We start from the raw sequence: 25990 nt of genomic DNA on the forward strand, positions 1-25990 counted from the left end.
CAGGTCGCGGCCGAGGGTGACGAGCCCACACGAACGGGCGCGGGTCAGCCCCGCTTCAGCGTTTCCGGAGGTGGTCAGGGCGTAGGGTCGCGAGACGCAGGGACGGGAGATCAGGAGGTCTGGTGGCGAAGGTTCGGCGGCTGCAGCACAAGCTCGGCTGGGCGTGGGGGACGGTCGTCGTCATCGTCAAGCCCACCCTGCTGACGCTCACCAGGCGGGACTGGATCGACGGCGAGAAGATCCCGGCCACCGGCGGCTGCGTGGTGGCGGTGAACCACATCTCCCACATCGACCCGCTGACCCTGGGGCACTTCCTTTACGAGCACGGGCGCCTGGTGCGCTACCTGACCAAGGACGCGCTGTTCCGCACGCCGGTGGTCAAGCACATCGTCAGAGACGCGGGCCAGATCCCCGTCTCCCGGATGAGCGAGGGGGCCGCCAGTGCGTTCCAGGCGGCCGTCGAGGCGGTCCGTCAGGGCGAGTGCATCGGGGTCTACCCCGAGGGCACCATCACCAAGGACCCGGACGGCTGGCCGATGCGCGGCAAGACCGGCGCGGCCCGGATCGCCCTGGCCACCGGTGCCCCGGTGATCCCGGTCGGTCAGTGGGGGGCCCAGGACATCCTTCCGGCGTACACCCTGCGCCCGCACGTGTTCCCGCGGCGTACGGCGCACTACAAGGTCGGCGACCCGGTCGACCTCGACGACCTGCTCGGCCAGCCGGTCACGGCGGAGCTGCTGCACACGGCGACGGACCGGATCATGGCGGCGATCACGTCGCTGGTGGAGGAGCTGCGCGGCGAGCAGGCGCCGGCCGTACGCTTCGACCCGAGGCAGTCGGGCGTGACCGAGATCGGAAACCCTCTCAAGAAGAAGCGGTGGAACCAGGGATGAGCAAGGTCGCGGTGTTCGGAGCCGGATCGTGGGGCACGGCGTTCAGCCTGGTGCTGGCCGACGCAGGCAACGACGTCACCATCTGGGGACGCCGGCCCGAGGTGTGCGAGGCGATCAACGAGCGTCACGAGAACGCCGAGTACTTCCCGGGCATCGAGCTCCCCGAGACCATCCGTGCCACCACCGATCCCGCCGAGGCCGCGGCCGACGCCGAGTTCGTGGTGCTCTCCGTGCCCTCGCAGACCCTGCGCCACAACCTCGGCCAGTGGACCGACGTGATGCCGAGCGACGCGGTCTTCGTCTCGGTGATGAAGGGCATCGAGCTCGGCACCACCAAGCGGATGAGCGAGGTGATCGCCGAGGTCACCGGTGCCGGTCCCGAGCGGATCGCGGTCGTCAGCGGACCCAACCTCGCCCGCGAGATCGCCCTGCGCGAACCCGCGGCCAGCGTGATCGCCTGTGCCGACGAGTCGGTGGCCGCGCGCCTGCAGGACCTGTGCCACTCCCAGGCGTTCCGGCCCTACCGCAGCACCGACGTCCTCGGCTGCGAGCTCGGCGGCGCCTACAAGAACGTGGTCGCGTTGTGCGTGGGGATGGCGGTGGGCCTGGGCTTCGGCGACAACACCACGGCCTCGCTGATCACCCGTGGCCTGGCCGAGACCGCCCGCCTGGCGATGAAGCTCGACGCCGACCCGCTCACCCTGATGGGCCTGGCCGGCCTCGGCGACCTCGTCGCGACCTGCTCCTCCCCGCTCTCGCGCAACCGCACGTTCGGCGAGAAGCTCGGCCAGGGGATGACCACCGAGGAGATCGTCGCCTCCACCAGGCAGGTGGCCGAGGGCGCCAAGTCGTGCGCCTCGATCTACGACCTCGCCGACCGCAACGGCGTCGACGCCCCGGTGGCCCAGCACGTGGCCGCCGTGGTCGCCGGCGAGATGAGCGCCCGCGACATGATGTACGCCTTCATCGCCCGCGACACCAAGCACGAGCGGGACTGACTCAGCGGTACGGCGCCGGCTAGCCCCTCGCCGAGTCCAGCGCCTGCTCGAGGTCCTCCCAGAGGTCCTCGACGTCCTCGATGCCCACCGAGAGGCGGAGCAGGCCCTCGGGGATGCTGCCGGGCTCGGACTTCCAGCGGCGGCGCCGCTCCAGGGTGGACTCGACGCCGCCGAGCGAGGTGGCGTAGACCCAGAGCTGTGTGCCGTGCTGGACGAGGTCGGCCGCACCGCCGTGGGGGAGCACGATCGAGATCATCGCCCCGAAGCCCGGGTAGCGGACCTCGGCGACGTCGGGGCGCTCCCGCAGCCGGCGTACGAGCTCCTGGGCGTTGGCCTGGGCCCGCTCCATCCGCAGCGGCAGGGTCCGTAGCCCGCGCAGCGCCAGCCAGGCCTCGAAGGTGCCGGGGATCGCCCCGTAGAGGTCGCGGCGGCCCTTGAGCACCCCGTGGAGCGCGTCGTCGCGGGTGACCACGGCCCCCATGAGGACGTCGGAGTGCCCGGAGATGTACTTGGTGGCGGAGTGCACCACCAGGTCGACGCCCCACTCCAGCGGCTGCTGCAGGACCGGCGTCGCGAAGGTGTTGTCGACGACCACGTAGGCGCCGGCCCGGTGGGCGGCCTCGGTGATCGCGGGGATGTCCGCGATCTCCATCGCCGGGTTGGTGGGGGACTCCAGCCACACCAGAGAGGCGTCCTCGCAAGCGGCGCTGACGGCCTCGGTGTCGGTGATGTCGACCAGGACGGGAGCGACGCGCGCGCGCAGCTCGAGGTCGCCGAGCTGCATCAGGGCGCCGTTGTAGCAGTGCCGGGGGGCCACCACCTTCTCCCCGTTGCCGACCAGGTCGAAGATCGTCCCGACGGCTGCCAGGCCACTCGAGAAGGCCAGGCAGCGGCCGCCCTCCAACGCCCCGAGGGCGTCCTCGAAAGCCGTCCAGGTGGGGTTGGTGTAGCGGCCGTACTCGCGGTCACCACCCGCGACGTACGTCGAGGCCATCGTGATCGGCGTGTTCAGCGGCTGGTCGGCCTCGTGGGGTGGACGACCGACATGGACAGCTTGGGTGGCAGGGCGCATGTCGCCAGCGTATTTGTCAGGGGCTCCGCCGGTAGGGTCGGGCGGGTGAGCAGCTCCTCGGTACCGGCCCGCAAGCCGCGCGTGGCGGTCATCTTCGGCGGGCGCTCCAGCGAGCACTCCATCTCCTGCATCTCGGCCGGCAGCGTGCTGGCCGCGATCGACAAGGACAAGTACGACGTCGTTCCCGTCGGCATCGCCCGGGACGGCCGCTGGGTGCTCGAGTCGGTCGAGCCCGGCCACCTCGCGCTCGGCCCCGGCGGCGAGCTGCCCTCGGTGTCCGGGGAGCGGGAGATCACCCTGGTCAACGGTCAGGGGCTGGTCGTCACCGAGCCCGGGGACGTCCCCAAGGTGCTCGGCGAGGTCGACGTGGTCTTCCCGGTGATGCACGGGCCCTGGGGCCAGGACGGGACCCTGCAGGGCCTGCTGGAGATGGCCGGCGTGCGCTACGTCGGCGCCGGCGTCCTCTCCAGTGCAGTGGGCACCGACAAGCACTTCATGAAGCAGGTCTTCCTGGCCGCGGGCCTGCCGGTCCTGCCCTACGTGCTGGTGCGCCCGCGCCAGTGGGAGAAGGACCCGGCCGCGGTCCGCGAAGCCGTGGAGGCGCTCGACTACCCGGTGTTCGTCAAGCCCGCCCGGGCCGGCTCCAGCTTCGGCATCACCCGGGTGGACAGCGCCGAGGAGCTCGACGCGGCGATCGAGGAGGCCCGGCGCTTCGACCCGAAGGTGCTCGTCGAGACGGCGGCGGTCAACGCCCGCGAGGTGGAGATCGGCGTGCTCCAGGGACTCGGCGGCGGTGACCCCGAGACCAGCGAGATCGCCGAGATCAAGGTGGGCGCCGAGCACGCGTTCTACGACTTCGAGGCGAAGTACCTCGAGGAGAGCTTCCAGATCCCCGCCTCCCTGAACGAGGACGTGACCGAGAGCGTGACCACGCTCGCGGTGCGCGCCTTCGAGGCGCTCGACGTCGAGGGCCTGGCCCGCGTCGACTTCTTCGTGCTCCCGGACGGCCGGGTGATGCTCAACGAGGTCGAGACGATGCCGGGCTTCACCGCCACGTCGATGTTCCCGCTGCTGTGGCAGGCCTCGGGGCTGACCTACCCCGAGCTGGTCGAGCGGCTGGTGCAGCTGGCCACCGAGCGGAGCACCGGGCTGCGCTAGCAGCGACTTGTCGAGGGCTGTGCACGGTTTCCACCCGGCACGGCCCTTGTCGAGCGTCCATAACCCCGATTTACATGGGGTTCTAGGAGCAGCGCTTGACCACCTTGGTGTGCGCCTCGATGGCGTCGGCCAGGTCGACCATGGCGGCGACCGGGGGCCGGTACCGCGCCGGGAGCCGCACCTCGACGGACGGGACCCGGCCGTAGGTGGTCATCACCACGTCAACGTCCTGGTCGTCCATCCCCTCGGAGGGGACGAACCAGTCCAGGTCGTTGGCCGTCTGGCAGCCGACGATCGGGTCGTAGTCCTCGGGCTCGCCGACGCCGCAGCGCAGCACGATGGGCGGGTCGCCCCAGGCGGCGCCGAGGGGATTGCCCTTGGTCTCGCGCCGCTCCTGGTCCGAGACCGAGTCGGGCAGGTCGTCGACGAGGGCGGCGCACGCCTCGCGCTGGGACGCGGGCACGTCGGTGTCCGGCACGTCGACCTTGCAGCCGGTGAGCACGACGAGCGCGACGACGCCCGCCAGCCCGAGGGCTGACGGGCGTCCGGGTCGAGCGTGCCGCCGTGGCAGCAGGCGTCGCGGCGCGAGGCTCAGATGTGTACGACGGGGCACGTCAGCGTGCGGGTGATGCCCTCGAGCGTCTGGACCTTGGCCACGACGAGCTTGCCCAGCTCGTCGACGTTGCGGGCCTCGGCACGAACGATGACGTCGTAGGGGCCAGTGACGTCCTCGGCGAGGACGACGCCCTTGATCTCGGTGATCCGCTGGGCGACCTCGGCGGCCTTGCCGACATCGGTCTGGATCAGGATGTAGGCCTGCACGACCATGTGGCACTCCCTCGGTGGATCGGAAAAGTACGTCGGAACCGTCTCGCAACCTACCCGACACCCTGCCGGGGTGGAACCGACGGCCCCGCCGGGGGCGTCGGGAGGGTCTGGTGGGATGGGTCCATGAGCTCCTCGCAATTCGCCGCCGGCGCCACCCTGGCCGACGTGGGGGAATTCGGTCTGGTGACCGCCCTCACCGGTCGCTTCGAGCAGGGAGCGCAGGTCTTCGTGGGCCCGGGGGACGACGCCGCGGTGCTGCGTACGCCGCGGGGACACGTCGTGGTCTCCACCGACCTGCTCGTCGAGGGCCGGCACTTCCGCCGCGAATGGGCACCCGCACGTGACATCGGTCGCAAGGCGGCGGCCGCCAACCTCTCCGACATCAACGCCATGGGCGGTACGGCGCACTCGCTGACCGTCGGGCTCGGGGCTCCCCAGGACCTACCGGTCGCCTGGATGCTCGAGCTCGCCGACGGGATCGCGGAGGAGGCGGCCCTGGTCGGGGCCAGCATCGTCGGCGGCGACCTGACCACGGCGAGCGAGGTCGTGGTCGCGGTGACGGTGATGGGCACCTGCGAGGTGGCGCCCGTGCTGCGCAGCGGCGCCCAGCCCGGCGACGTGGTCGCACTGGCCGGCCGCCAGGGCTGGGCCGCCGCCGGCCTCGCGGTGCTCGGCCGCGGGTTCCGCTCCCCACGCGCCCTGGTCGAGGCCTACCAGCGGCCCCGGCCTCCCTACGCCGCGGGACCGCTCGCCGCCCACGGCGGCGCCACCGCGATGATCGACGTCTCGGACGGGCTGCTGGCCGACCTCGGGCACATCGCGAGCGACTCGGGCGTGGTGATCGACGTGCGCAGCGACGCCTTCGAGCTCGCCGACGCCATGCACGCCGTGGGCTCGGCCCTCGGGGTCGACCCGATGCGGTTCATCCTCGGGGGAGGAGACGACCACGCGATCGCGGCAACCTTCCCCGCGGGCGTGGCCCTGCCCGAGGGGTTCACCGTGATCGGCCAGGTGACGCAGGCCGGCGACGATGTCGCCGGGATCACGGTCGACGGAGCGGCGTACGACGGCCCGGCGGGCTGGTCGCACTTCGGCTGAGCCGTTCGGCCGCTGGATCCGGGTACAGCGAAACGGCGCACCCGAGTAGCAGGGTGCGCCGTCAGGCAGTGTTGTCAGACGGTCAGCGGGTGACCTTGCCGGCCTTCAGGCAGCCGGTGCAGACGTTGAGACGCTTGGGCGCACCGTTCACGGTCGCGCGCACACGCTGGATGTTCGGGTCGAAGCGACGCTTCGTGATTTTGCGCGACCAGGGACGGTTGTTGCCGAAACCGGGCTTCTTGGCGCAGATGTCGCAGACGGCAGCCACCGTGCACTCCTCGGATAGTTCTGGGATTCAGATCGGGGGGTCCGGAACTCACCGAAGTGAGCGGTCCGGACAACCTCACGAGACTAACTCAGAGCCGTGTCTCGACGCGAATCGAGACTGAACAACTACGGTGATCCCTCACCCTCACCCGCCAGGAGTACGACGTATGCCAGCACGCGAAGAGGTCGCCACCTTCGACCTCGACGTCGTACGCCGGTTCGCCGACCTCGCGGTGGACGGGCTCGCCGCCGCGCGTGAGGAGATCGACGCCCTCAACGTCTACCCGGTGCCCGACGGCGACACCGGCACCAACATGTTCCTCACCGTGGAGTCGGCCCGGGACGCCCTGGTCCGCGCCCTCGAGGAGCACCCCGACGACCTCCGTGCGGCATTGCACGCCTACTCGCGCGGAGCGCTGCTGGGCGCCCGGGGCAACTCGGGGGTGATCCTGAGTCAGCTCGTCGGGGCCCTGCTGCGCCGGATCGGCCAGGCCGGGCCCGGTGACCGGTCGGCGGCCGTGTTCGCGGAGGGGATGGCCCTGGCCACCGACGCCGCCTACTCCGCGGTCGGCAAGCCGGTGGAGGGCACGATCCTCAGCGTCGCGCGGGCCGCCTCGCAGGCGGCCGCCGAGGCCGCGGAGGTGCCGGAGGACCGCCTCGGCGACGTCGTCCGCGCCGCGGCGACCGCTGCCCGCGAGGCCCTGGCGAGGACTCCCGACCAGCTGCAGGTCCTCAAGGACGCCGAGGTGGTGGACGCCGGCGGCCGCGGGCTCTGCGTGGTGCTCGACTCCGCCGAGTCGGCGATCACCGGCAAGCGGGCCGCCTCGGCCACGCCGCGGGTCGGTCACCCGGCGATCCCGGTGGTCAGGGTGCCCACCGACGACCTGACCGAGGACGGCCCCGCCTACGAGGTGATGTACCTCCTGCAGGCCGACGACCAGGACATCCCCCAGCTGCGCGAGGAGCTGGCGCCGCTGGGCGACTCGCTGGTCGTGGTCGGTGGCGAGGGACTGTGGAACGTGCACATCCACGTCGACGACGTGGGCGCTGCCGTCGAGGCCGGCATCCGTGCGGGGGTGCCGCGACGGATCGCGGTCACGCACTTCGCCGAGCAGGTCGCCCGGGCCAGGCAGAAGCGGTCCGAGCGCCAGGGCCGCAAGCTGGTGATCATGGCCGCCGGCCCGGGGTTGGCAGAGCTGTTCGAGAAGTCCGGCGCGGAGGTCCTGCGGGGCGGACCGGGCAGCAGGCCCAGCACGGGGGAGGTGCTGGCCGCGATCGAGGCGACCGGCGCCAAGGAGGTCATCGTCCTGCCCAACGACCCGGACACCATCGGCGTCGCGGAGGCGGCGGCCCATGAGGCCGAGGCCAGAGGGGTGCAGGTCGTGGTGATCCCCACGCGGGCCCAGGTCCAGGGCATCGCCGCGCTGGCCGTGCACGAGCCCGGCCGCCCGCTGGAGAGCGACGTGGTGCAGATGACCTCGGCGGCGCGCGGCGCCCGCGACGGCGCGGTCACGGTGGCCGCCAAGCAGGCGATGACCACCGCTGGTCCCTGTGCCGTGGGCGACGTCCTCGGCGTGGTGCACGGCGACTTCGCCATCGTCGGCGAGGACATCTACGAGGTCGCGACCGGCGTGCTCGAGCGGCTCCTCGGTGGCGGCGGCGAGCTGGTGACGCTCGTGGCCGGATCGGAGGCGGGCGACCTCGCGCAGGCCTGCGAGCACTGGGTCCAGAGCGCCCATCCCGGGGTGGACGTGGTGCTCTACCAGGGTGGGCAGGAGCGCTACCCCCTGCTGATGGCGGTGGAGTAGTGGTCCAGGTCTCGTGGGACTCACCCGTCGCGGCGGTCGGGGGGAAGCACTACAAGAAGATCGTCAAGGCCACCGGCGTCGAGACCGTCGGCCAGCTCCTCGGCATCTATCCGCGCCGCTACGTGCGCAAGGGCTCCCTGAGCGAGCTCGAGGAGCTCACCGAGGGAGACATCCTCTCCCTGGTGGGCGAGGTGGTCTCGTCGGTGCAGAAGCCCTACCAGGACAAGCGCACCCGGCGTACCGCCTACCGGCTGGAGGTGCGGGTCCGCGCGGAGGGCGGCAGCCTGCTGCTGACCTACTTCGACAAGCACCAAACCACGGCCGACTGGCGCGCCACCCAGGAGCTGCCCGTCGGGAGCGTGGGCGTCTTCAGCGGCCGGTTGAAGTGGTTCAACCACCAGTGGCAGCTGACCAACCCCGCCTCCAGGATGTACGGCGGTCCCGGTGACGACCTCGCTGAGATGCCCGACCTGATCCCGCTCTACGCCTCGGTGGCGGGGGTGAACACCTGGCAGTTCGAGGACACCATCCGGATGGCGCTCGACCTCGTCGAGGAGGTGCCCGAGGTCCTCCCGGAGGGGGTGCGGGAGGCCGAGGACCTGATCGCGGCCGGGCCGGCGTACCGCTGGATCCACCGGCCGGACACCTACGCCCAGAAGGCCAGCGCGGAGAAGCGGCTCAAGTTCGACGAGGCGTTCATCACCCAGACCGTGCTCGCCCGGCGCCGCGCGGCCGTCGAGTCCACCGTCGCGAACCCGCGACCGGGCAGGCCCGGCGGGCTGCTGGACCGGTTCGACCAGCGGCTGCCGTTCGCCCTGACCCAGGGGCAGCGCGACGTGGGGGAGGAGATCGCAGGCGAGCTCGGCCTCGGCCACCCGATGCACCGGCTGCTCCAGGGCGAGGTCGGGTCGGGCAAGACCGTGGTCGCGCTGCGCGCCATGCTCCAGGTGGTCGACTCCGGCGGGCAGGCCGCGCTGCTGGCCCCCACCGAGGTGCTCGCCCAGCAGCACCACCGCTCCATGCTCGGCATGCTCGGTGACCTCGCGGAGGGCGGCCTGCTCGGGGGTGCCGAGGGCGCTACCCGCGTCGCGCTGCTGACCGGCTCGCTGAACGCCGCCGCCCGCCGGCAGGCGCTGGCCGAGGCGGCGGGCGGGGAGGCCGGGATCGTCATCGGCACCCACGCCCTGCTCGAGGAGCACGTCCAGTTCGCCGACCTCGGCCTCGTCGTGGTCGACGAGCAGCACCGGTTCGGGGTCGAGCAGCGCGCCGCGCTCGGCACCAAGGCCGGGCTCCCGCCGCACGTGCTCGTGATGACGGCGACCCCGATCCCGCGCACCGTGGCGATGACCGTCTTCGGGGACCTCGACACCTCCACGCTCTCCGAGCTCCCGGCCGGCCGCGGCGAGGTGCAGACGACCGTCGTCCCCATCCTGGCCCGCCCGGAGTGGCTCGAGCGCGCCTGGGAGCGGGTCCGCGAGGAGGTCGCGGCCAGCCACCAGGCCTACGTCGTGTGCGCCCGGATCGACCCCGACGAGGGCACTGAGGACCCCGAGGTCAAGGTGCCGCTGCGGGCGGTGGAGGAGCTGGCGCCGGAGCTGGCCGCGGGTGCGCTCTCGGGGCTGCGCGTGGAGATGCTGCACGGCCGGCTCGCGCCCGAGGAGAAGGACCGCGTGATGCAGGCGTTCGCCGCGGGCGAGGTCGACGTGCTCGTCTCGACCACCGTGATCGAGGTGGGCGTCGACGTGCCCAACGCCACGGTGATGGTCATCCTCGACGCCGACCGCTTCGGCGTCTCCCAGCTGCACCAGCTCCGTGGCCGGATCGGGCGGGGCGGGCACAACGGTCTCTGCCTCCTGGTCAGCGCCGCGGACCCGGCCGGCCCCTCGATGGAGCGGCTGCTCGCCGTGGCCGGGACCCGCGACGGGTTCGAGCTCTCCCGCATCGACCTCGAGCAGCGCCGCGAGGGCAACGTCCTCGGCAGCGAGCAGAGCGGGGGCCGCTCGGGGCTCAAGCTGCTCTCGGTGCTCCGCGACGAGGACGTGATCGCCCGTGCCCGCGCCGCAGCCAAGGCCAACCTGGCCGCCGACCCGGACCTGTCCAGCACCCCTGCCCTGGCCGCCGCGACCCGCCTGCTCGAGGAGTCCGAGCAGGCGGAGTACCTGGAGAAGACATGACCCGCATCATCGGCGGCTCCGCGGGCGGCCGCCGGCTCAAGACGCCCCCCGGCGAGGGCACCCGGCCCACCTCCGACCGGGTGCGCGAGGCGCTGTTCTCGGCGCTGGAGTCCGACCTGGGCTCGCTGAGGGGCCTGCGCTTCCTCGACCTCTACGCCGGCTCCGGCGCGGTCGGGCTCGAGGCGATGTCACGTGGTGCCGGCGTGGTGACCGCGGTGGAGTCGGACCGGCGTACGGCGAGGCTGGTGCAGGAGAACGCCGCCGCCCTGCACTTCCACAAGGTCGAGGCCCTGGCCCTTCCCGTGGCGCGGGTGCTGGGACAGCCGCCGCTGGCCCCCTACGACGTGGTGTTCGCCGACCCGCCGTACCCGCTGGAGAACGCGGCCCTCGAGGCCGTCCTGGCCCAGCTCCTCGACCAGGGCTGGCTCGCCGCGGGAGCCGTGCTCGTCGTCGAGCGCTCGGTGCGCAGCCCCGAGCCGGCGTGGCCACCGGGACTGGTGCGCGACCGGGAGCGCAAGTACGGCGAGACGGTGCTCTGGTACGTTCGCGCCGATGTCCCCGAACCCTGATGAGGAGCGCCCCGTGCGCAGAGTCGTGTGCCCGGGATCGTTCGATCCTGTGACCAACGGCCACATCGACATCATCTCGCGGGCCTCGCTGCTCTTCGACGAGGTCGTCGTCGCGGTGGGGGTCAACAAGAGCAAGTCCCGCGCCCGGCTGTTCACGGCCGAGGAGCGGATGTCGATGCTCGAGAAGGCCTGCGCGGACTTCCCCAACGTGACCGTGGCGGGCTTCGAGGGCCTGCTCACCACGTTCTGCGAGGAGCGCGGCATCCGCGCCATCGTCAAGGGGCTCCGGGCCGTGAGCGACTTCGACTACGAGCTGCAGATGGCCCAGATGAACTCCTCGCTGGTCGACGTGGAGACCGTGTTCATCCCCACCAGCCCGGAGTACTCCTTCCTGGCCTCCTCGCTGGTCAAGGAGGTTGCCACGTTCGGGGGAGACGTCTCCGGACTGATCCCGCCGGACGTGCTCATCCGGCTCACCGAGCGGCTCGCGGAGCGCGCCGCCGAGGACGGCTCCTGATCCACCTCACGCGGGAGGATCTTCCCGCGTTTTGGCTCGGTGGCGGGTCGCCGGTAGACTGCCGCAGGTTCTGCATGTACCAAGACGGAAGTGAAACTTTGCGCAGTCTCGACCCGAGAGCGCCGCTCGTGCTCGACACCCGCGAGCTCGGCCGCCGCCCGGGGTCGCAACGCAAGAAGACATTCTCCGCCGAAGCACCTGCAGAGCTTGGCATCGAGATCCTGGGCGTACCCGAGGGCAGCAAGATCGACATCGATCTGCGGCTCGAGGCGGTCATGGAAGGTGTGCTCGTCACCGGCACGGCGCAAGCCGTGCTGGAGGGGGAGTGCGCACGGTGCCTGGAGCCGATCACGGACAACATCTCGGTCGACCTCCAGGAACTGTTCGTCTACGACGACTCCGGAGACGCAGCACGCGGTGACGAACAGGACGACGAGGTCAGCAGGCTCGAGGACGATCTGATCGATCTCGAGCCACTGCTGCGGGACGCGGTGGTGCTTGCACTGCCGTTCCAGCCGCTGTGCCGGGACGACTGCCCGGGTCTGTGCGTCGAGTGTGGCGCGCGGCTCGCGGACGACCCGGAGCACCACCACGACGAGCCGGTGGACCCCAGGTGGGCCGCCCTCGGCAACGTCGTGGTGGAGCCGGAGCAGGACTAGCACCACCAGCACCACCGTCGGCACCCGCCGAAGACCGCATCACCCAAGAACTTTCCTCGAACTCAAGGAGCAACCGTGGCTGTCCCGAAGCGGAAGATGTCGCGTTCGAACACGCGGCACCGTCGTTCTGCCTGGAAGGCCGTCGTGCCCTCGCTCGTGACCTGTTCCAACCCCGCCTGTGGCTCCAAGCACCTGCCGCACCGTGCCTGCCCCCAGTGTGGTCAGTACGGCGCCAAGGCTGACCGCCGTCAGGTCCTCTGACCACGAGCTCCAGGTTGTCAGCATCGGGTCGGCCCGACAGCAACGAGCTGCGTGAGGCGCTCGGGAATCCCACTCTGGATCCCGAGCTCCTCGAGCTTGCCCTGACGCACCGCTCGTACGCCTACGAGAACGGCAACCTGCCGACCAACGAACGGCTCGAGTTCCTCGGCGACTCCGTGCTCGGCGTGGTGATCACCGAGACGCTCTACGTGACCCACCCGACCCTCTCGGAGGGACGGCTGGCCAAGCTGCGGGCAGCCGTGGTCAACGCCCGCGCCCTGGCCGAGGTCGCCCGCACGATCGGGCTCGGCGAGCACATCCGGCTCGGCAAAGGCGAGGAGTCCACCGGCGGCCGCAACAAGGCCTCGATCCTCTCCGACACGGTGGAGGCGCTGATCGGCGCCGTCTACCTCTCCGGTGGCTTCGAGAGCGCCGGACGGCTGATCCACCTGCTCTTCGACCCGATGCTCGAGGCCGCTGCGGCCATGGGCGCCGGCCTCGACTGGAAGACGAGCCTGCAGGAGCTCAGCGCCCTGCACGCCCTCGGCGTCCCGGCGTACGTGATCGAGGACGCGGGGCCCGACCACATGAAGACGTTCACCGCCCAGGTCAGGGTGGCCGACCGGCTGCACGGCCACGGCGTGGGCCGGTCGAAGAAGGAGGCCGAGCAGCAGGCGGCCGAGTCGGCCTACCGCACCCTGAGCAAGGAGCTGCCGCCGTCGGTCGACGAGCACACCGCGGACCAGGCCTGAGGCTTCTCAAGCCCCGCGGTCCGGCTACCCACGGCGCATCAACCCACGCAGCTCCTCGAGCTGGGCGGGACCCCATCCCTGCGGCCGGATGATCGCGTTCCACGCATCCACGTGCTCACCGCTGAAGTTGTGCCCGTGCCCGGGAGGGTTGGAGAACCCCAGGGCCAGATCGGCCGACACCTGCCAGAACGTGACGAGGGGCACCCAGCGCATCGAGTCCGAGACGTCGGCACCCCGGTCCTCCTCCAGCCAGTCCGGGCGGTTCAGCACCAGGTCGGGACTCCACCACGTGACCGGGTCCGAGGCGTGCTGGAGGTAGACGACGCGGGTCCCGTTCCAGGCGCGGCCGGTCGGCGGGATGGAGGTGCGGGCCCGGTTGGCGAAGCGGATGGTCCGTCCGTCCCGGTAGACCGGCTCCACCTCGGGGCTCCCGGAGTCGCGACCGTCCACGAAGTCGCGGTACAGCGGGTTGAAGCTCGGTGGGCCCACGAACAGGGCGCCGTCGGTCCGGTTGCCCAGGTCGACCTCGCCGCTGAAGGCGTTCTCGCCGCCGAAGGAGCCCAGGCTCTCGCCGAAGACGTAGAGCTTCGGCCGCTGGTCGGCCGGGAGCCCTGACCATCGGCTGTAGACCGCGTCGAAGAGGTCCCGGCCCGCGTCGCGCGCCTTGCGCTGGTCGACCAGGAAGGCCAGCCACGACGGCAGGTGGGAGTACTGCAGCGCCACGATCGCGGAGTCCCCACCGGTCAGGTACTCGAAGCTGCTGGCCGCGCTCGGCTCGACCCAGCCGCTCCCGGTGGTCGTCACCACGAGCAGCGCCTTGCGCTCGAAGCCCCCTGCGCGTGCGAGGTCCCGGACCGCCAGCCTGGACTGGGCCTCGGTGCCCTCGGCCGAGGCGGTGCCGGCGAAGATCCGGATGGGCTCCTGGGCGGGTGCCTGCGTCAGGGCCGTGATGTCCTCGGCGTCGGGGCCTCGACCGGTGAAGGTGCGGCCCTCGCGCCCCAGGGTGTCCCACTCGATCAGCGACCCCGGACCGCCGGAGCGCAGGCCGGTCTCCGGTGCGGTGACCCCGCGCGGGGTGGTCAGGTCACTGACCGCGAAGCTGCTGTCGACGGCGCTGATCGCCCAGTTCCACGCGACCCCGGTGAGCGTCAGCGCCAGGAACGTGGTCAGCAGCACGAGGCCGGTGGCCCGGGCTGCCCGCCTGCCCATGTGGCGTTGCAGCCTGGCCGAGAGCCTGCGGTACGCCGTGCGCACGGCCCGGGCCAGCGCCACGAGCGCGACGAAGACCAGGCCTGCGACCACCGGGACCACCAGCAGCGACCACAGCCCCGCGGGATCGGTCCCGATCAGGTCGGCACTCTGCCGCTGCCAGCGCAGGCCGAGCAGCGTGCCGACCAGGGCCAGCACCGGAGCCGCGATCGCGAGGATGCGCCAGGACCTCGCCGAGGGTGGACGGGGGTCGCGGTCGGCGTACTCACGCCACACCCAGGCGCCGAGCAGCCCGAGCCCGTAGCCCAGAGCCCCGTCGATGCCGGCCAGGGCGCCCTGGAAGACCGCCGGTCGGGGGAGGAGCGAGGGCGTGAACGAGAGCAGCGCGAAGACGAGTGCCGTCCACAGTCCCGGGAGGGTGTAGCGGCAGCGTTCGGCCACGCTCCTCAGCGGCCAGCGCGCAGGTCTCGGGCGACCCGCCCTGACCCGTGGACGTCGGCTCTCCGCGCCGTCCGGTGGAGGCACTTTGACAGTATGGGCCACTCGATGGTCTCCAGGGGGTTCCCGGACTCGGGGCCGGTTCCGAGCGCGAGGAGGTGCGATGCCCGAGCTGCCCGAGGTCGAGGTGGTACGACGCGGCCTGGAGGCCCACGTGCTGGGGCACCGGATCGAGCACGTCGAGGTCCTCCACCCCCGTCCGGTACGCCGCCACGCCGGCGGCGCGTCCGACTTCGCCGCCCGCCTGACCGGGCAGTCGTTCACCGGCGCCCACCGCCGCGGCAAGTACCTGTGGCTCTCCCTCGACGGCGGCGACGCCCTCCTCGGCCACCTCGGGATGAGCGGCCAGCTGCTGGTGCAGCGGCCCGGCGCCCCCGACGAGCGCCACCTGCGGGTCAGGTTCGTCCTCGCCCCGCAGGCCGGCGAGCCGCTCGAGCTGCGCTTCGTCGACCAGCGCATGTTCGGTGGCCTCGCGATCTCCGAGGGGGGTGCGGTGGTCCCCTCCGAGATCGCGCACATCGCCCGCGACCCGCTGGACGAGAAGTTCGACGAGGCCGCCTTCGTGACCCGGGTCCGGCGCAGCCAGTCGGGGATCAAGCGACTGCTGCTCAACCAGAACGTGGTCTCCGGCGTGGGCAACATCTACGCCGACGAGGGCCTGTGGCTGGCGCGGGTGCACGGCGAGCGCCCCGGATCCCGCCTCAGCAAGCGCGAGGTGGGGACGGTCATCGAGGGCGCCCGCGCGGTGATGCTGGAGGCGCTCGCCCAGGGCGGCACCTCCTTCGACGCGCTCTACGTCAACGTCAACGGCGAGAGCGGCTACTTCGACCGCTCGCTGAAGGCCTACGGGCGGGAGGGCGAGCCCTGCCTGCGCTGCGGTACGCCGATCCGCCGGGCCACGTTCATGAACCGCTCCTCGTTCTTCTGCCCGGTCTGCCAGCCCGCTCCCCGCCGCCCGCGGGGTTGATGGGGGTGCCGTGCCCATGAGACTCTTGTAGACGGCCCGGGCGGGCCATACATCTCGGCTTTTCCGGAAGGCACATTTCATGGCGAAGGCGCTACTCGGCTCCATCGGCGGCGACCCTCGCGAGGCGACCCGTCTCCTGCTCGAGAACCGTGCCCTGCGTCAGCGGGTGGCAGACCTCGAGCAGATCGTGCTGCGGCTCCAGAAGGAGAACGACGCGCTCGCCGCGGTCGCCTCCGAGTCGGTCGACCAGGCGGTCGCACGCGACGGAAGCCTCGCTCACTCCTGACCACGGTCCGACGCCGGTCCCGTTCACGGGGCCAGCTGGTCCTCGGGCACACACCGGCACGCCTCCCCGGATCACCGCACCCCGGTGGCTAGGGTCGAGGCGCTGACCTTCCCCGTCGCGGAGCCAGGCCTGTCCGGTCTGAGATGATGCCGCGTCCAGCAGATGTCGGACCTCGACGACTGGCAGGGAGCGCACGTTGTACCTGAAGAGCCTCACCATCAAGGGCTTCAAGTCCTTCGCGTCCTCGACGACCCTGGACCTCGAGCCGGGCATCACCTGCATCGTCGGTCCCAACGGCTCGGGCAAGTCCAACGTCGTCGACGCGCTCGCCTGGGTGATGGGGGAGCAGGGCGCCAAGTCGCTGCGCGGCGGCAAGATGGAGGACGTCATCTTCGCCGGGACCTCCGGCCGCCCGCCCCTGGGTCGTGCCGAGGTGAACCTGACCATCGACAACAGCGACGGTGCCCTCCCGATCGAGTACACCGAGGTCACGATCAGCCGGACCATGTTCCGCAACGGCGGCTCGGAGTACGCCATCAACGGCAGCAACTGCCGCCTGCTCGACGTCCAGGAGCTGCTCAGCGACTCCGGCATCGGGCGCGAGATGCACGTGATCGTCGGGCAGGGCCAGCTCGACTCGATCCTGCACGCGACCCCGGAGGACCGGCGCGGGTTCATCGAGGAGGCCGCGGGCGTCCTCAAGCACCGCAAGCGCAAGGAGAAGGCGCTGCGCAAGCTGGACTCGACCGAGGGCAACCTCACCCGGCTCAGCGACCTGCTCAGCGAGATCCGCCGCCAGCTCAAGCCGCTGGGGCGCCAGGCCGAGGTCGCCCGCCGGGCGCAGACGGTCCAGGCGGAGGTCCGCGATGCCCGGGCGCGACTGATGGCCGACGACCTCGTCACCGCCCGCACCGCCCTGGAGAAGGAGCTGGCCGACGAGACGGTGCTGCTGGAGCGTCGCGCGGAGGTCGAGGCTGCCCTGGCCGCCACCCGCGAGACCGAGGCCGCCCTCGAGGCCGCGCTGCGCGAGGACCTGCCGGCGCTCTCCCGCGCCCAGGAGACCTGGTTCGGGCTCTCCGGCCTGCGCGAACGGCTCCGTGGCACCGCCGGCCTCGCGGCCGAGCGGGTCCGCAACGCCGCGTCCCAGCCCGAGGTGCCGGCCGGCCGCGACCCCGACGAGCTCGAGGCCGAGGCCGCCCGTGCGCGCACGCAGGAGGAGGCGATCGACGCCGAGGTGGCCGGGAACCGGACCGCGCTCGAGGCGGCGGTCACCGCCCGGCAGGCCGCCGAGCAGGCCTTCACCGAGGAGGAGCGCCGGGTGGCGGGCCTCCAGCGCGCTGCCGCGGACCGCCGCGAGGGGATGGCGCGCCTGCACGGCCAGGTCAACGGGCTGCGGAGCCGGGCGGCGGCCGCCGAGGAGGAGGTCGGCCGCCTCACCCAGGCGCAGGCCGACGTCGTGGCGCGTGCCGAGCGGGCCCAGCAGGACTTCACCTCGCTGGAGTCCCGGGTCGCCAGCCTCGACGCGGGCGAGGAGGGGCTCGACGCCGAGCACGAGGCCGCCAGCGCCCACCTCGCCGACATCGAGGACCGGCTGGCCAAGATCCGCGGCGACCTCACCGCTGCCGAGCGGGAGCGCAGCTCGCTCACCGCCCGCAAGGAGGCCCTCGAGCTCGGCCTGAACCGCAAGGACGGCGCCGGTGCCCTGCTCGCGGCCACCGAGCCGGTCAGCGGGCTGCTCGGCTCGGTGGCGGCCCTGCTCAGCGTCCGGACCGGCTACGAGGCGGCCGTGGCGGCAGCCCTGGGCAGCGCTGCGGACGCCGTCGCGTTCCGTGACGTGGACGCCGCCATCGGGGCGATCGCGCACCTCAAGGACGACGACCTCGGCCGGGCCGGCATCCTGCTCGGCGGAGCCAGCGCCGACGACGCCTCCTGGCCCGGGCTGCCCTCGGGTGCGGCGTACGCCGTGGACGTCGTGGAGTGCCCGGCCGAGCTCCGCCCCGCGCTGGCCCGGCTGCTGCACAAGGTGGCGGTGGTCGAGGACCTTCCCGCCGCCAGGGCGCTGGTGCACGACGCGGCGGACCTCACCGCGGTCACCCGCGAGGGAGACCTGCTCGGCACCCACTTCGCCGCCGGCGGATCCTCGGCCCAGCCCAGCCTGCTCGAGGTGCAGGCGGCGGTCGACGAGGCCACCGAGCAGCTCACCGCCGCGGCGCACACCGTCGAGCGGCTCACCTTCGACGTCTCCACCCTCGAGCGCGAGCGCGAGGAGGCCCTGCGCCGGGCCGACGTCGCGCTGGCGAAGCTCCACGAGTCGGACGCCACCCTGGCCGCCGTCGCCGAGGAGCTCGGGCAGTACAGCTCCCAGGTCCGCAACGCCCGCGCCGAGGCGGCCCGCCTCGAGCAGGCGATCGAGGCGGCGCGGGTGGCCCGCGACAAGGACCTCGAGGGGCTGGCCGACCTCGAGGCCCGCCTCGCCGCGGCCGAGGACGCCCCCGAGGAGGAGCCCGACACCGGCGAGCGCGAGCGTCTCGCGGAGGCCTCACGCACGGCCCGGGCGGCCGAGATGGACGCCCGCCTGGCCCTGCGCACCACCGAGGAGCGTGCGCGCGCCCTGCACGGCCGCGCCGACTCGCTGCTGCGCACGGCGCGCAGGGAGCGCGAGGCCCGGGCCGCCGCGATCGCCCGCCGCGAGCAGCTCCTGCGCGAGGGGCGGGTCGCGGACGCCGTCGGCCGCGGCGTGGCCGTCGTGCTCGCGCGGCTCGAGGAGTCCGTGGCGCTGGCCGCCGCGGAGCGGACCCGCGTCGAGCAGGCCCGCGCCGGGCGTGAGCAGGAGCTGCGCGAGACCCGGGTGCGGCTGCGCGACCTCGGGCGCGAGCTCGACGAGCTGGTCAGCTCGGTGCACCGCGACGAGATGGCACGCACCCAGCAGCGGATGCGGATCGAGCAGCTCGAGGAGCGAGCCCTCGAGGAGCTCGGGATGGACCTCGAGGGACTGGTCGCCGACTACGGCCCCGACCAGCCGGTCCCGCACATCGACCTCGAGACGTCGGCCGCGGGGGATGACGCCGAGCCGCCGCCCCCGGTGCCCTACGACCGCGAGGAGCAGACCAAGCGGCTGCGCAGCGCCGAGCGTGCGCTGGCCCAGCTGGGCCGGATCAACCCGCTGGCCCTCGAGGAGTTCTCGGCGCTGGAGGAGCGGCACCGGTTCCTCACCGAGCAGCTCGAGGACCTGCGCAACACCCGCAAGCACCTCCTCGACATCGTCACCGAGGTCGACGAGCGGGTCGAGCAGGTCTTCACCGAGGCGTACGCCGACGTGAGCCGGGCCTTCGACTCCACGTTCGCCCGGCTGTTCCCCGGCGGCGAGGGCCGGCTCGTGCTGACCGAGCCCGGTGACATGCTCAACACCGGCATCGAGGTGGAGGCCCGTCCGGCCGGCAAGCGGGTCAAGCGGCTCTCGCTGCTCTCGGGAGGCGAGCGGTCCCTGGTCGCGGTGGCGTTCCTGGTCTCGCTGTTCAAGGCGCGGCCCTCGCCGTTCTACATCCTCGACGAGGTCGAGGCGGCGCTGGACGACACCAACCTCGGCCGGCTCCTGGAGATCTACGAGGAGCTGCGCGAGAACTCCCAGCTCCTGGTGATCACCCACCAGAAGCGCACGATGGAGGTCGGCGACGCGCTCTACGGGGTGACCATGCGTGGCGACGGCGTCTCCGCGGTGATCAGCCAGCGTCTCCGTGAGCAGCAGCCGGCCTGAGGCCCGCCCGCGCACGGTCGTGCATTAGTCGTGCATTAATGGAGCGTCCACTCTAGTGTTCCTGGGGTGAGCGAATCGCCGGGTCCAGCAGACGGGCGCACTCGGACCATCGGGGCGCTCTGCCTGCTGTTCGGGGCACCGGTGTTCGCCGAGATCATCCAGTCCTACCTCGACATCACCGGCGAGCTCGGCGGGACGCTGTTCCTGATTGCCTTCCTGGCCCCGTTGTACGGCGGGGTGGGCCTGCTGATCCGCGAGATCGCCGTACGCACCGGTCGTGGGTGGCCCGGACGGCTGCTGCTTGCCGGCGCCGTCGGGGTCCTGATGCCGACGTGGGTTGACCTGTCGCTGTGGATCCCGCAGACGGCCGAGGAGATCGAGCTCTGGGGTGACATCCGCGGGGTCACCATCGCGGGCGTCAGCGTCCTCGCACTGTCGTCCTGGGCCCTGGGTCACGTGGTGATGAGCCTGGCCGCGCCGATGGTGGTCGTCGAGGCGCTGCTGCCGGCAGGCCGCGGGCGCCCGTGGTTGGGCCGGTGGGGAATTGCGGTGCTGACCGCTCTCGCGGTGGGCGTCGCCACGCTGATCCACTTCGACGAGCGTGGGCCCGAAGCCGAGGTCTCGACGGCCAGGTACGGGCTCTCCCTCGCCTTGGCGCTGACGCTGGCCGCCGCCGCCTTCACCCCGCTCGGTGGGCCGGTTACCAGGGTCCAGGGGAGAGGTGCCGGCGCACCGGCCGTGCTCGGCATCGCTGGGTTCGTGCTGATGGGGCTCTTCGACCTGGCGCCGGCCTCCTGGGTCGGACTGGTCATGGTGTGGGGGGCGGCGATCACGGCCGGGGTCCTGCTGGTGCGGTGTGCGAGATCGCCGGACTGGACCGCTCGGCACCTGGTGGCGTTCGCGTTCGGCGGTGTCCTGGAGCGCACCATGATCGGGTTCCTGGTGCCGACGCCCCCAGGTGGGGACCCCGCGGGGAAGCTGGTCCAGAACGTCGTCGTCCTCCTGCTCGTGCTCGCTCTCGGTGCGTTGCTCCGCGCGCGCACCCGAGAGCGGGATCGCGCTCTGGGACCGGCACAATGATGCGCGTGACCGAGCGACCCGTACGCCCCCGCCGCAGTGACTACGCCGTGTGGCGCCAGGCGACCACCCGGTGGTCCGACGACGACGTCTACGGCCACATGAACAACGCCCGCTACTTCGACCTGATCGACACCGCGGTCAACGCCCACCTCACGGAGGCGACCGGCGTGAACATCCGCTCGCTGGACGCGGTCGGGGTGGTGGCGGAGGTGAGCTGCCGCTACTTCTCGGAGATGGGCTATCCTGCGCCGGTCGACATGGGGCTGGTCGTGGACAAGGTGGGCACGTCCTCGGTGATCTACCGGATCGGCCTGTTCCAGGGAGATCCCGAGCGCGAGGGGGCCGAGGCCGCCGCCGAGGGGCGCTTCGTGCACGTATACGTGGACAACACCGGCGAGGCCGGCGCCGGGCGAGCGGTGCGGCCGATTCCCGAGCAGATCCGCGCGGCCGTCGTACCCCTGCTGCGCGACTGAGCAGCCCCCGCGGGAGCACTCGGGCCGCTTTGGGCCGGCGTGGAGACTTGACATGACGCCGGACCATCGCTTCAAACCGAGGGGCACCCATGGTCGTGTTCGTGCTCATGTTGCTGTTTGCGCTCGGGATCAGTGCAGTGATCATGCTGTACGCCGCGTATCCCTACCGTGGTCTCGAGATGCCGTACAAACCCGAGTTCGGGGAGTCCCTGCGCAGGTGGGCGGACGCGCTGCCGGTGCTCGAGCCCGACATCGTGCTCGCTCCGGCGTACGTCGCCGAGACGGACGAGGACTTCGAGGACGCCGAGGACTCGGTGCCGGACGCCCGGGACGCGGTGACGGACGAACGGCCCCATCACCATCACCGCGGGGCTGCCTAGACCGGTCGGGCACGCACCGCTGAGGCTGTCCGGCCGCCTGTTTGATTGGATCGCCTCATGAACCCTCACGCACCTGCCTGCCAGCTCGCCCCGTCTGCGGGGGGCCGGCCATGAGTGAGCTCCTGATCTGGATCATCCTCGCCGTCGCGATCCTCGTGGTGGGGGTCGTCATCGGGACGGTGGCCTTCATCAACGGCCGCCGGCAGCCACCGTCGCGCGACCTGCCGCCCACCGCTCCCGGCGGCACGATCACCCCGGAGGCCCCACCCGAGGCGCCGACCGAGGAGCCGCCCGCCGGGGTCACCACCCTCGAGCGCCCCGAAGGCGCCGCGGGCCGGCTGGTCCGGCTGCGCCAGCGCCTCTCCCGGTCGCAGGGCGGCCTCGGCCGCGGCCTGCTGCTGCTCCTGTCCCGCGACCGCCTCGACGAGGACACCTGGGAAGAGATCGAGGACACCCTGATCACCGCCGACGTGGGGGTGGCCCCCACCCAGGAGCTGGTCGAGCGGCTGCGCAGCCGGATGCGGGTCGAGGGCGTCGGTGCCTCCGAGGCCGCGGCGGTGCTGCGCGAGGAGCTGCTCGCCCTGGTCGACCCGGCCATGGACCGTTCCCTGGCCACGACCGCCAAGGACGGGGTTCCCGCGGTCGTGCTCGTCGTCGGGGTCAACGGCGCCGGCAAGACCACCTCGGTGGGCAAGCTCGCGCGCGTCCTGGTGGCCGAGGACAAGAGCGTCGTGCTCGGTGCGGCCGACACCTTCCGGGCGGCGGCCACCGAGCAGCTGAGCACCTGGGGCGAGCGCGTGGGCGTCGACGTGGTCACGGGTCCTGAGGGCAGCGACCCGGCCAGCGTGGCGTTCGAGTCGGTCCGCGCGGGGGTGGAGCGCGGCGTCGACGTCGTGGTCATCGACACCGCCGGCCGCCTGCAGAACAAGGCCGGGCTGATGGACGAGCTCGGCAAGGTCAAGCGGGTGGTGGAGAAGCAGGCGCCGGTCTCCGAGGTGCTGCTGGTGCTCGACGCCACCACGGGTCAGAACGGGCTGGTCCAGGCCCGCGTGTTCCGCGACGTGGTCGAGGTGACCGGCATCGTGCTGACCAAGCTCGACGGGTCCGCCAAGGGCGGGATCGTCGTTGCGGTGCAGCGTGAGCTGGGAGTCCCGGTGAAGCTGGTGGGTGTCGGAGAGGGTGCCGACGACCTCGCGCCCTTCGACCCCGAGGCCTTCGTGGACGCCCTGCTGGACCAGGGCTAGGCGCCGACCCCGCGGAGCACGAACTCGACGAGCTCGTCGATCTCGTCCATGCCCGGCATCGACTCACCGGAGATGGCGCGGTTCGCCATGATGCCGACGATCAGCTGGACGGCGGCCTTCATCGGCATGTCGGGTCGCGCCTCGCCGCGGGCGATCGCCCGCTCGAAGACCCCGACGGCGTTGGCCTCAGCGCGCTGGCTGGCCTCGCGGTACAGGGTGGCGATCCGGTCGTCGCGCATCGACTCCTTGATCGTGGTGCGGATGTAGTTCGTGCCGGCGGGGGAGTGGATGAAGCTCAGCGCCGCGGAGTACATCGCGAACAGGTCCCCGCGGATCGTGCCCGTGTCCGGGATCGGCATCTCGTCGCGGTAGAGCTGCTCCATCGCCGCCACGGCGAGGTCTTCCTTGCGTGCCCAGCGCCGGTAGACGGTGGCCTTGCCGACGCCGGCCGTCGCGGCCACCTCGTCGACGGTCATGTTGTCGAAGCCGTGCAACAGGATCAGCGAGGAGGCGGCGGCGAGGATGCGCCCGTCCGCCTCGGGGTCGCGCGGACGGCCACGCTTGCGGCGTACTTCGGGGGCTGCTGAGGCGCTCACACCCGCTCCCGTCGCGTCGATGATGCCAGTGTCCACAGTGGGGAGCATAAGTTCGGTTGGCGTGCCCCGTACGGCCTTTTCCGAAATGGGGGCATTTCACCGGGCCGTAACACAAGGGCGCCAGGTGTGACCCAGGCGAAACATGCGTCGCAGACCACTGAAACCTACGCAGACGAGAGTTGCGCCCAACCCGGGGGAAGCGGCGTACGACAGCGCAGTCGTCGGCGCGCGCGGCCCTGTTTGCTCTCTCACCACTGGAGGTTCCATGGATGGCTACTACGCGTGGATGCTGATCGCAACCGCGCTCGTCTTGATGATGACGGTGCCAGGTCTGGCGTTGTTCTACGGCGGAATGACCCGTGCCAAGTCCGTTCTGAACATGATGATGATGTCGTACATCGCGATGGCGATCGTCGGCATCATCTACGTCCTGTGGGGCTGGTCGATGTCCTTCAGCGGCGACGGCCTGCTCTTCGCCAACCCCTTCGAGCTGTTCGGGCTCAAGGGCGTGGAGACCTCCGACTACATCTACGTGATGTTCCAGCTGACCTTCGCGGTGATCACCTGCGCGCTGATCAGCGGTGCCATCGCTGACCGCGTCAAGCTGTCCGCGTGGATCGTGTTCCTGCCGCTGTGGGTGACGCTGTCCTACTTCCCGCTGGCGCACATGGTGTTCAGCTGCTCCGACGCCGCCCTGATCTGCACCAAGATCGGCGCCCAGGACTACGCAGGCGGCACGGCCGTGCACATCAACGCCGGTGTCGCCGGCCTGGTGCTGGCCCTGATCGTCGGCAAGCGGATCGGCTTCAAGCGCGACCCCATGCGCCCGCACAACCTCCCGCTGACCATGCTCGGCGCGGGCATGCTGTGGGTCGGCTGGTACGGCTTCAACGTCGGCTCGATCGTCTTCGGTGACGACTGGGGCACCGAGGAGGGTGCTGCGGCCAACGTGGAGCAGTTCTTCAGCGAGACCGGTCGGACCTTCGCCAACACCACGCTGGCCACGATGGCAGCGATCCTCGGCTGGCTGCTCATCGAGCGCCTGCTGCACGGCAGGGCGACCACCCTGGGTGCGGCCTCGGGCATCGTCGCCGGTCTGGTGGCGATCACCCCCGCAGCCGGTGCAGTCGACGTGGTCGGCGCCATCGCCATCGGTTTCATCGCCGGCGGTGTGTGTGCCTGGGCGGTCGGCCTGAAGTACAAGCTCAACCTCGACGACTCGCTCGACGTGGTCGGCGTCCACCTGGTCGGCGGCATCGTCGGCACGGTGCTGATCGGTCTGTTCTCCACCGCAGAGGGCGCGGGCGGCATCGACGGGCTCTTCTACGGCGGCGGCTTCGGCTCCCTGGGCGACCAGACGCTCGGCGCCCTGGTGGCGATCGCCTGGGCGGGCGTCTTCACCGCGATCATCGGCTTCGCCATCAAGTACACGATCGGGTGGCGCGTCGACGAGGAGCAAGAGGTCAACGAGGGCATCGACCTCGGCCAGCACGGTGAGTCGGCCTACGACTTCGCCTCGCTCGGCGGAGGCAGTGGCCATGGCATATCGGGCGCGGCCGCTCAGGCCAACGCCGAGGCGAGAGGAGTCAACGCATGAAGCTCGTGACCGCGGTGATCAAGCCGCACAAGTGGGAAGAGGTCCGGGCAGCGCTCGAGGCCTTCGGGGTGACCGGGATGACCGTGAGCGAGGTCAGCGGTTACGGCCGGCAGAAGGGCCACACCGAGGTCTACCGGGGCGCGGAGTACGACATCGCCCTGGTGCCGAAGATCCGGATCGAGATCGTCGTCGACGACGGCGACGTCGAGGACGTCGCGGGGATCGTCGTGAAGTCGGCGCAGACCGGTCGGATCGGCGACGGCAAGGTGTGGGTCTCGCCCGTGGACAGCGTGGTGCGGGTCCGCACCGGCGACCGCGACGAAGCCGCGATCTGACCGAGCGGTGACCGGCCGCTCCACCCGGCCGGAGCTCGACCATCGAAGCCCGCGGGCGCGTTTCCCTTGCAGAAAGGGGGAAACGTGCCCGCGGGCCATTCAACGTGTGGGACCACTGGACTGAGAAGGTGAGCCATGAAGATCGTGACTGCAGTGATCAAGCCCCACAAGTGGGAAGAAGTCCGCGCGGCCCTCGAGGCAGTGGGCGTCACCGGGATGACCGTGAGCGAGGTCAGCGGCTACGGCCGGCAGAAGGGGCACACCGAGGTCTACCGGGGTGCCGAGTACGACGTCGCGCTGGTGCCTAAGATCCGTCTCGAGATCGTGCTCGACGACGCCAACGTCGAGTCGGTCACCGAGGCCATCGTCGGGGCCGCAGCCACGGGCCGGATCGGCGACGGCAAGGTGTGGGTCACGCCTTGCGAGGCCGTGGTCCGGGTGCGCACCGGTGACCGCGACGAGTCGGCCATCTGAGATGGGACAGCTGGGTCACGGGCCCCACTGCACGTCTGGTCGC

The 25990-nt window shown here is 71.6% G+C and carries 27 protein-coding genes; 21 read left to right on the forward strand and 6 right to left on the reverse strand.

Going from position 1 to position 25990, the window contains the following annotated elements:
• Positions 1 to 122: 122 nt before the first annotated feature.
• Together AC4BGB_RS17355 and AC4BGB_RS17360 are read left to right on the forward strand one after the other, a co-directional pair.
• On the forward strand, positions 123 to 893 hold the full coding sequence (locus AC4BGB_RS17355; RefSeq protein WP_490548175.1) for a lysophospholipid acyltransferase family protein: 771 nt from the start codon (positions 123 to 125) through the stop codon (positions 891 to 893).
• Entirely contained in the window at positions 890 to 1891 is a 1002-nt protein-coding gene (locus AC4BGB_RS17360; protein WP_490548176.1) for an NAD(P)H-dependent glycerol-3-phosphate dehydrogenase, read from the forward strand. Before AC4BGB_RS17355 ends, AC4BGB_RS17360 begins: the two co-directional genes overlap by 4 nt.
• Before the next feature lie 19 nt (positions 1892 to 1910).
• Here AC4BGB_RS17360 and AC4BGB_RS17365 read toward each other — a convergent pair whose 3' ends face one another.
• Positions 1911 to 2963, reverse strand: a complete 1053-nt coding sequence (locus AC4BGB_RS17365; RefSeq protein WP_490548177.1) for a trans-sulfuration enzyme family protein — start codon at positions 2961 to 2963, stop codon at positions 1911 to 1913.
• A 45-nt stretch (positions 2964 to 3008) separates the two neighbouring features.
• Between AC4BGB_RS17365 and AC4BGB_RS17370 the strand changes: the two genes are divergently transcribed.
• A complete protein-coding gene (locus tag AC4BGB_RS17370; RefSeq protein ID WP_490548178.1) occupies positions 3009 to 4121 on the forward strand; it encodes a D-alanine--D-alanine ligase family protein in 1113 nt (370 codons plus the stop codon).
• Between the two features lie 82 nt (positions 4122 to 4203).
• Here AC4BGB_RS17370 and AC4BGB_RS17375 read toward each other — a convergent pair whose 3' ends face one another.
• Positions 4204 to 4734 (reverse strand): DUF3515 domain-containing protein, encoded by a 531-nt coding sequence (locus AC4BGB_RS17375; protein ID WP_490548179.1) that lies wholly within the window; start codon positions 4732 to 4734, stop codon positions 4204 to 4206.
• Positions 4713 to 4949 (reverse strand): Lrp/AsnC family transcriptional regulator, encoded by a 237-nt coding sequence (locus AC4BGB_RS17380; RefSeq protein WP_490548180.1) that lies wholly within the window; start codon positions 4947 to 4949, stop codon positions 4713 to 4715. The genes AC4BGB_RS17375 and AC4BGB_RS17380 overlap by 22 nt, the downstream gene beginning before the upstream one ends.
• Positions 4950 to 5072: 123 nt before the next feature.
• On the opposite strand from AC4BGB_RS17380, the gene AC4BGB_RS17385 reads away from it, so the two are divergent.
• The gene (locus AC4BGB_RS17385) at positions 5073 to 6047 is read left to right on the forward strand and encodes a thiamine-phosphate kinase (RefSeq protein WP_490548181.1); all 975 of its coding nucleotides are present in this window, start codon (positions 5073 to 5075) and stop codon (positions 6045 to 6047) included.
• Positions 6048 to 6129: 82 nt separating this feature from the next.
• Here AC4BGB_RS17385 and rpmB read toward each other — a convergent pair whose 3' ends face one another.
• Positions 6130 to 6315 (reverse strand): 50S ribosomal protein L28, encoded by a 186-nt coding sequence (rpmB, locus tag AC4BGB_RS17390; protein ID WP_348089035.1) that lies wholly within the window; start codon positions 6313 to 6315, stop codon positions 6130 to 6132.
• Between the two features lie 166 nt (positions 6316 to 6481).
• Between rpmB and AC4BGB_RS17395 the strand changes: the two genes are divergently transcribed.
• From AC4BGB_RS17395 to rnc, 7 genes are all read left to right on the forward strand, one after another.
• Positions 6482 to 8122 (forward strand): DAK2 domain-containing protein, encoded by a 1641-nt coding sequence (locus AC4BGB_RS17395; protein WP_490548182.1) that lies wholly within the window; start codon positions 6482 to 6484, stop codon positions 8120 to 8122.
• Positions 8122 to 10296: an ATP-dependent DNA helicase RecG gene (locus AC4BGB_RS17400; RefSeq protein WP_490548183.1), complete on the forward strand. Its 2175-nt coding sequence runs from the start codon at positions 8122 to 8124 to the stop codon at positions 10294 to 10296. The genes AC4BGB_RS17395 and AC4BGB_RS17400 overlap by 1 nt, the downstream gene beginning before the upstream one ends.
• On the forward strand, positions 10293 to 10865 hold the full coding sequence (gene rsmD, locus AC4BGB_RS17405) for a 16S rRNA (guanine(966)-N(2))-methyltransferase RsmD (RefSeq protein ID WP_490548184.1): 573 nt from the start codon (positions 10293 to 10295) through the stop codon (positions 10863 to 10865). Before AC4BGB_RS17400 ends, rsmD begins: the two co-directional genes overlap by 4 nt.
• A gap of 13 nt (positions 10866 to 10878) precedes the next feature.
• Positions 10879 to 11382 carry a pantetheine-phosphate adenylyltransferase gene (gene coaD, locus AC4BGB_RS17410; RefSeq protein ID WP_490548185.1) on the forward strand — a complete coding sequence of 168 codons (504 nt, stop codon included), beginning with the start codon at positions 10879 to 10881 and terminating at the stop codon, positions 11380 to 11382.
• 128 nt (positions 11383 to 11510) lie between these two features.
• Positions 11511 to 12041, forward strand: coding sequence for a YceD family protein (locus AC4BGB_RS17415; protein WP_490548186.1), 531 nt, complete (start codon positions 11511 to 11513; stop codon positions 12039 to 12041).
• Positions 12042 to 12116: 75 nt separating this feature from the next.
• Complete coding sequence (gene rpmF, locus AC4BGB_RS17420; RefSeq protein ID WP_490548187.1) at positions 12117 to 12302, forward strand: 50S ribosomal protein L32; 186 nt, start codon at positions 12117 to 12119, stop codon at positions 12300 to 12302.
• Positions 12303 to 12316: 14 nt separating this feature from the next.
• On the forward strand, positions 12317 to 13054 hold the full coding sequence (gene rnc, locus AC4BGB_RS17425; protein ID WP_490548188.1) for a ribonuclease III: 738 nt from the start codon (positions 12317 to 12319) through the stop codon (positions 13052 to 13054).
• A gap of 24 nt (positions 13055 to 13078) precedes the next feature.
• Here rnc and AC4BGB_RS17430 read toward each other — a convergent pair whose 3' ends face one another.
• Positions 13079 to 14704 carry an alpha/beta hydrolase gene (locus AC4BGB_RS17430; protein ID WP_490548189.1) on the reverse strand — a complete coding sequence of 542 codons (1626 nt, stop codon included), beginning with the start codon at positions 14702 to 14704 and terminating at the stop codon, positions 13079 to 13081.
• A gap of 160 nt (positions 14705 to 14864) precedes the next feature.
• Between AC4BGB_RS17430 and mutM the strand changes: the two genes are divergently transcribed.
• The 7 genes from mutM to ftsY all read left to right on the forward strand — a co-directional run bounded on the left by mutM (position 14865) and on the right by ftsY (position 22945).
• Positions 14865 to 15728: a bifunctional DNA-formamidopyrimidine glycosylase/DNA-(apurinic or apyrimidinic site) lyase gene (mutM, locus tag AC4BGB_RS17435; protein WP_490548190.1), complete on the forward strand. Its 864-nt coding sequence runs from the start codon at positions 14865 to 14867 to the stop codon at positions 15726 to 15728.
• A gap of 79 nt (positions 15729 to 15807) precedes the next feature.
• Positions 15808 to 16014, forward strand: a complete 207-nt coding sequence (locus tag AC4BGB_RS17440; protein ID WP_490548191.1) for a hypothetical protein — start codon at positions 15808 to 15810, stop codon at positions 16012 to 16014.
• Positions 16015 to 16210: 196 nt separating this feature from the next.
• Complete coding sequence (smc, locus tag AC4BGB_RS17445) at positions 16211 to 19768, forward strand: chromosome segregation protein SMC (RefSeq protein WP_490548192.1); 3558 nt, start codon at positions 16211 to 16213, stop codon at positions 19766 to 19768.
• Between the two features lie 66 nt (positions 19769 to 19834).
• Complete coding sequence (locus AC4BGB_RS17450; protein WP_490548193.1) at positions 19835 to 20848, forward strand: AF_0692 family protein; 1014 nt, start codon at positions 19835 to 19837, stop codon at positions 20846 to 20848.
• A gap of 5 nt (positions 20849 to 20853) precedes the next feature.
• On the forward strand, positions 20854 to 21321 hold the full coding sequence (locus AC4BGB_RS17455) for an acyl-CoA thioesterase (RefSeq protein ID WP_490548194.1): 468 nt from the start codon (positions 20854 to 20856) through the stop codon (positions 21319 to 21321).
• Between the two features lie 89 nt (positions 21322 to 21410).
• A complete protein-coding gene (locus tag AC4BGB_RS17460; protein WP_490548195.1) occupies positions 21411 to 21701 on the forward strand; it encodes a hypothetical protein in 291 nt (96 codons plus the stop codon).
• A gap of 110 nt (positions 21702 to 21811) precedes the next feature.
• Positions 21812 to 22945, forward strand: coding sequence for a signal recognition particle-docking protein FtsY (gene ftsY / locus AC4BGB_RS17465; RefSeq protein WP_490548196.1), 1134 nt, complete (start codon positions 21812 to 21814; stop codon positions 22943 to 22945).
• On the opposite strand, the gene AC4BGB_RS17470 is transcribed toward ftsY, so the two are convergent.
• Positions 22942 to 23577 carry a TetR/AcrR family transcriptional regulator gene (locus tag AC4BGB_RS17470; protein WP_490548197.1) on the reverse strand — a complete coding sequence of 212 codons (636 nt, stop codon included), beginning with the start codon at positions 23575 to 23577 and terminating at the stop codon, positions 22942 to 22944. The genes ftsY and AC4BGB_RS17470 overlap by 4 nt on opposite strands.
• A gap of 229 nt (positions 23578 to 23806) precedes the next feature.
• Here AC4BGB_RS17470 and AC4BGB_RS17475 point away from each other — a divergent pair, with 229 nt between their 5' ends.
• From AC4BGB_RS17475 to AC4BGB_RS17485, 3 genes are all read left to right on the forward strand, one after another.
• Complete coding sequence (locus AC4BGB_RS17475; RefSeq protein ID WP_490548198.1) at positions 23807 to 25138, forward strand: ammonium transporter; 1332 nt, start codon at positions 23807 to 23809, stop codon at positions 25136 to 25138.
• Positions 25135 to 25473, forward strand: a complete 339-nt coding sequence (locus AC4BGB_RS17480) for a P-II family nitrogen regulator (protein ID WP_490548199.1) — start codon at positions 25135 to 25137, stop codon at positions 25471 to 25473. Before AC4BGB_RS17475 ends, AC4BGB_RS17480 begins: the two co-directional genes overlap by 4 nt.
• 135 nt (positions 25474 to 25608) lie before the next feature.
• A complete protein-coding gene (locus AC4BGB_RS17485; protein WP_490548200.1) occupies positions 25609 to 25947 on the forward strand; it encodes a P-II family nitrogen regulator in 339 nt (112 codons plus the stop codon).
• Positions 25948 to 25990 lie beyond the last annotated feature (43 nt).

The sequence above is a fragment of the Nocardioides sp. Z30_9 genome, assembly GCF_058215735.1.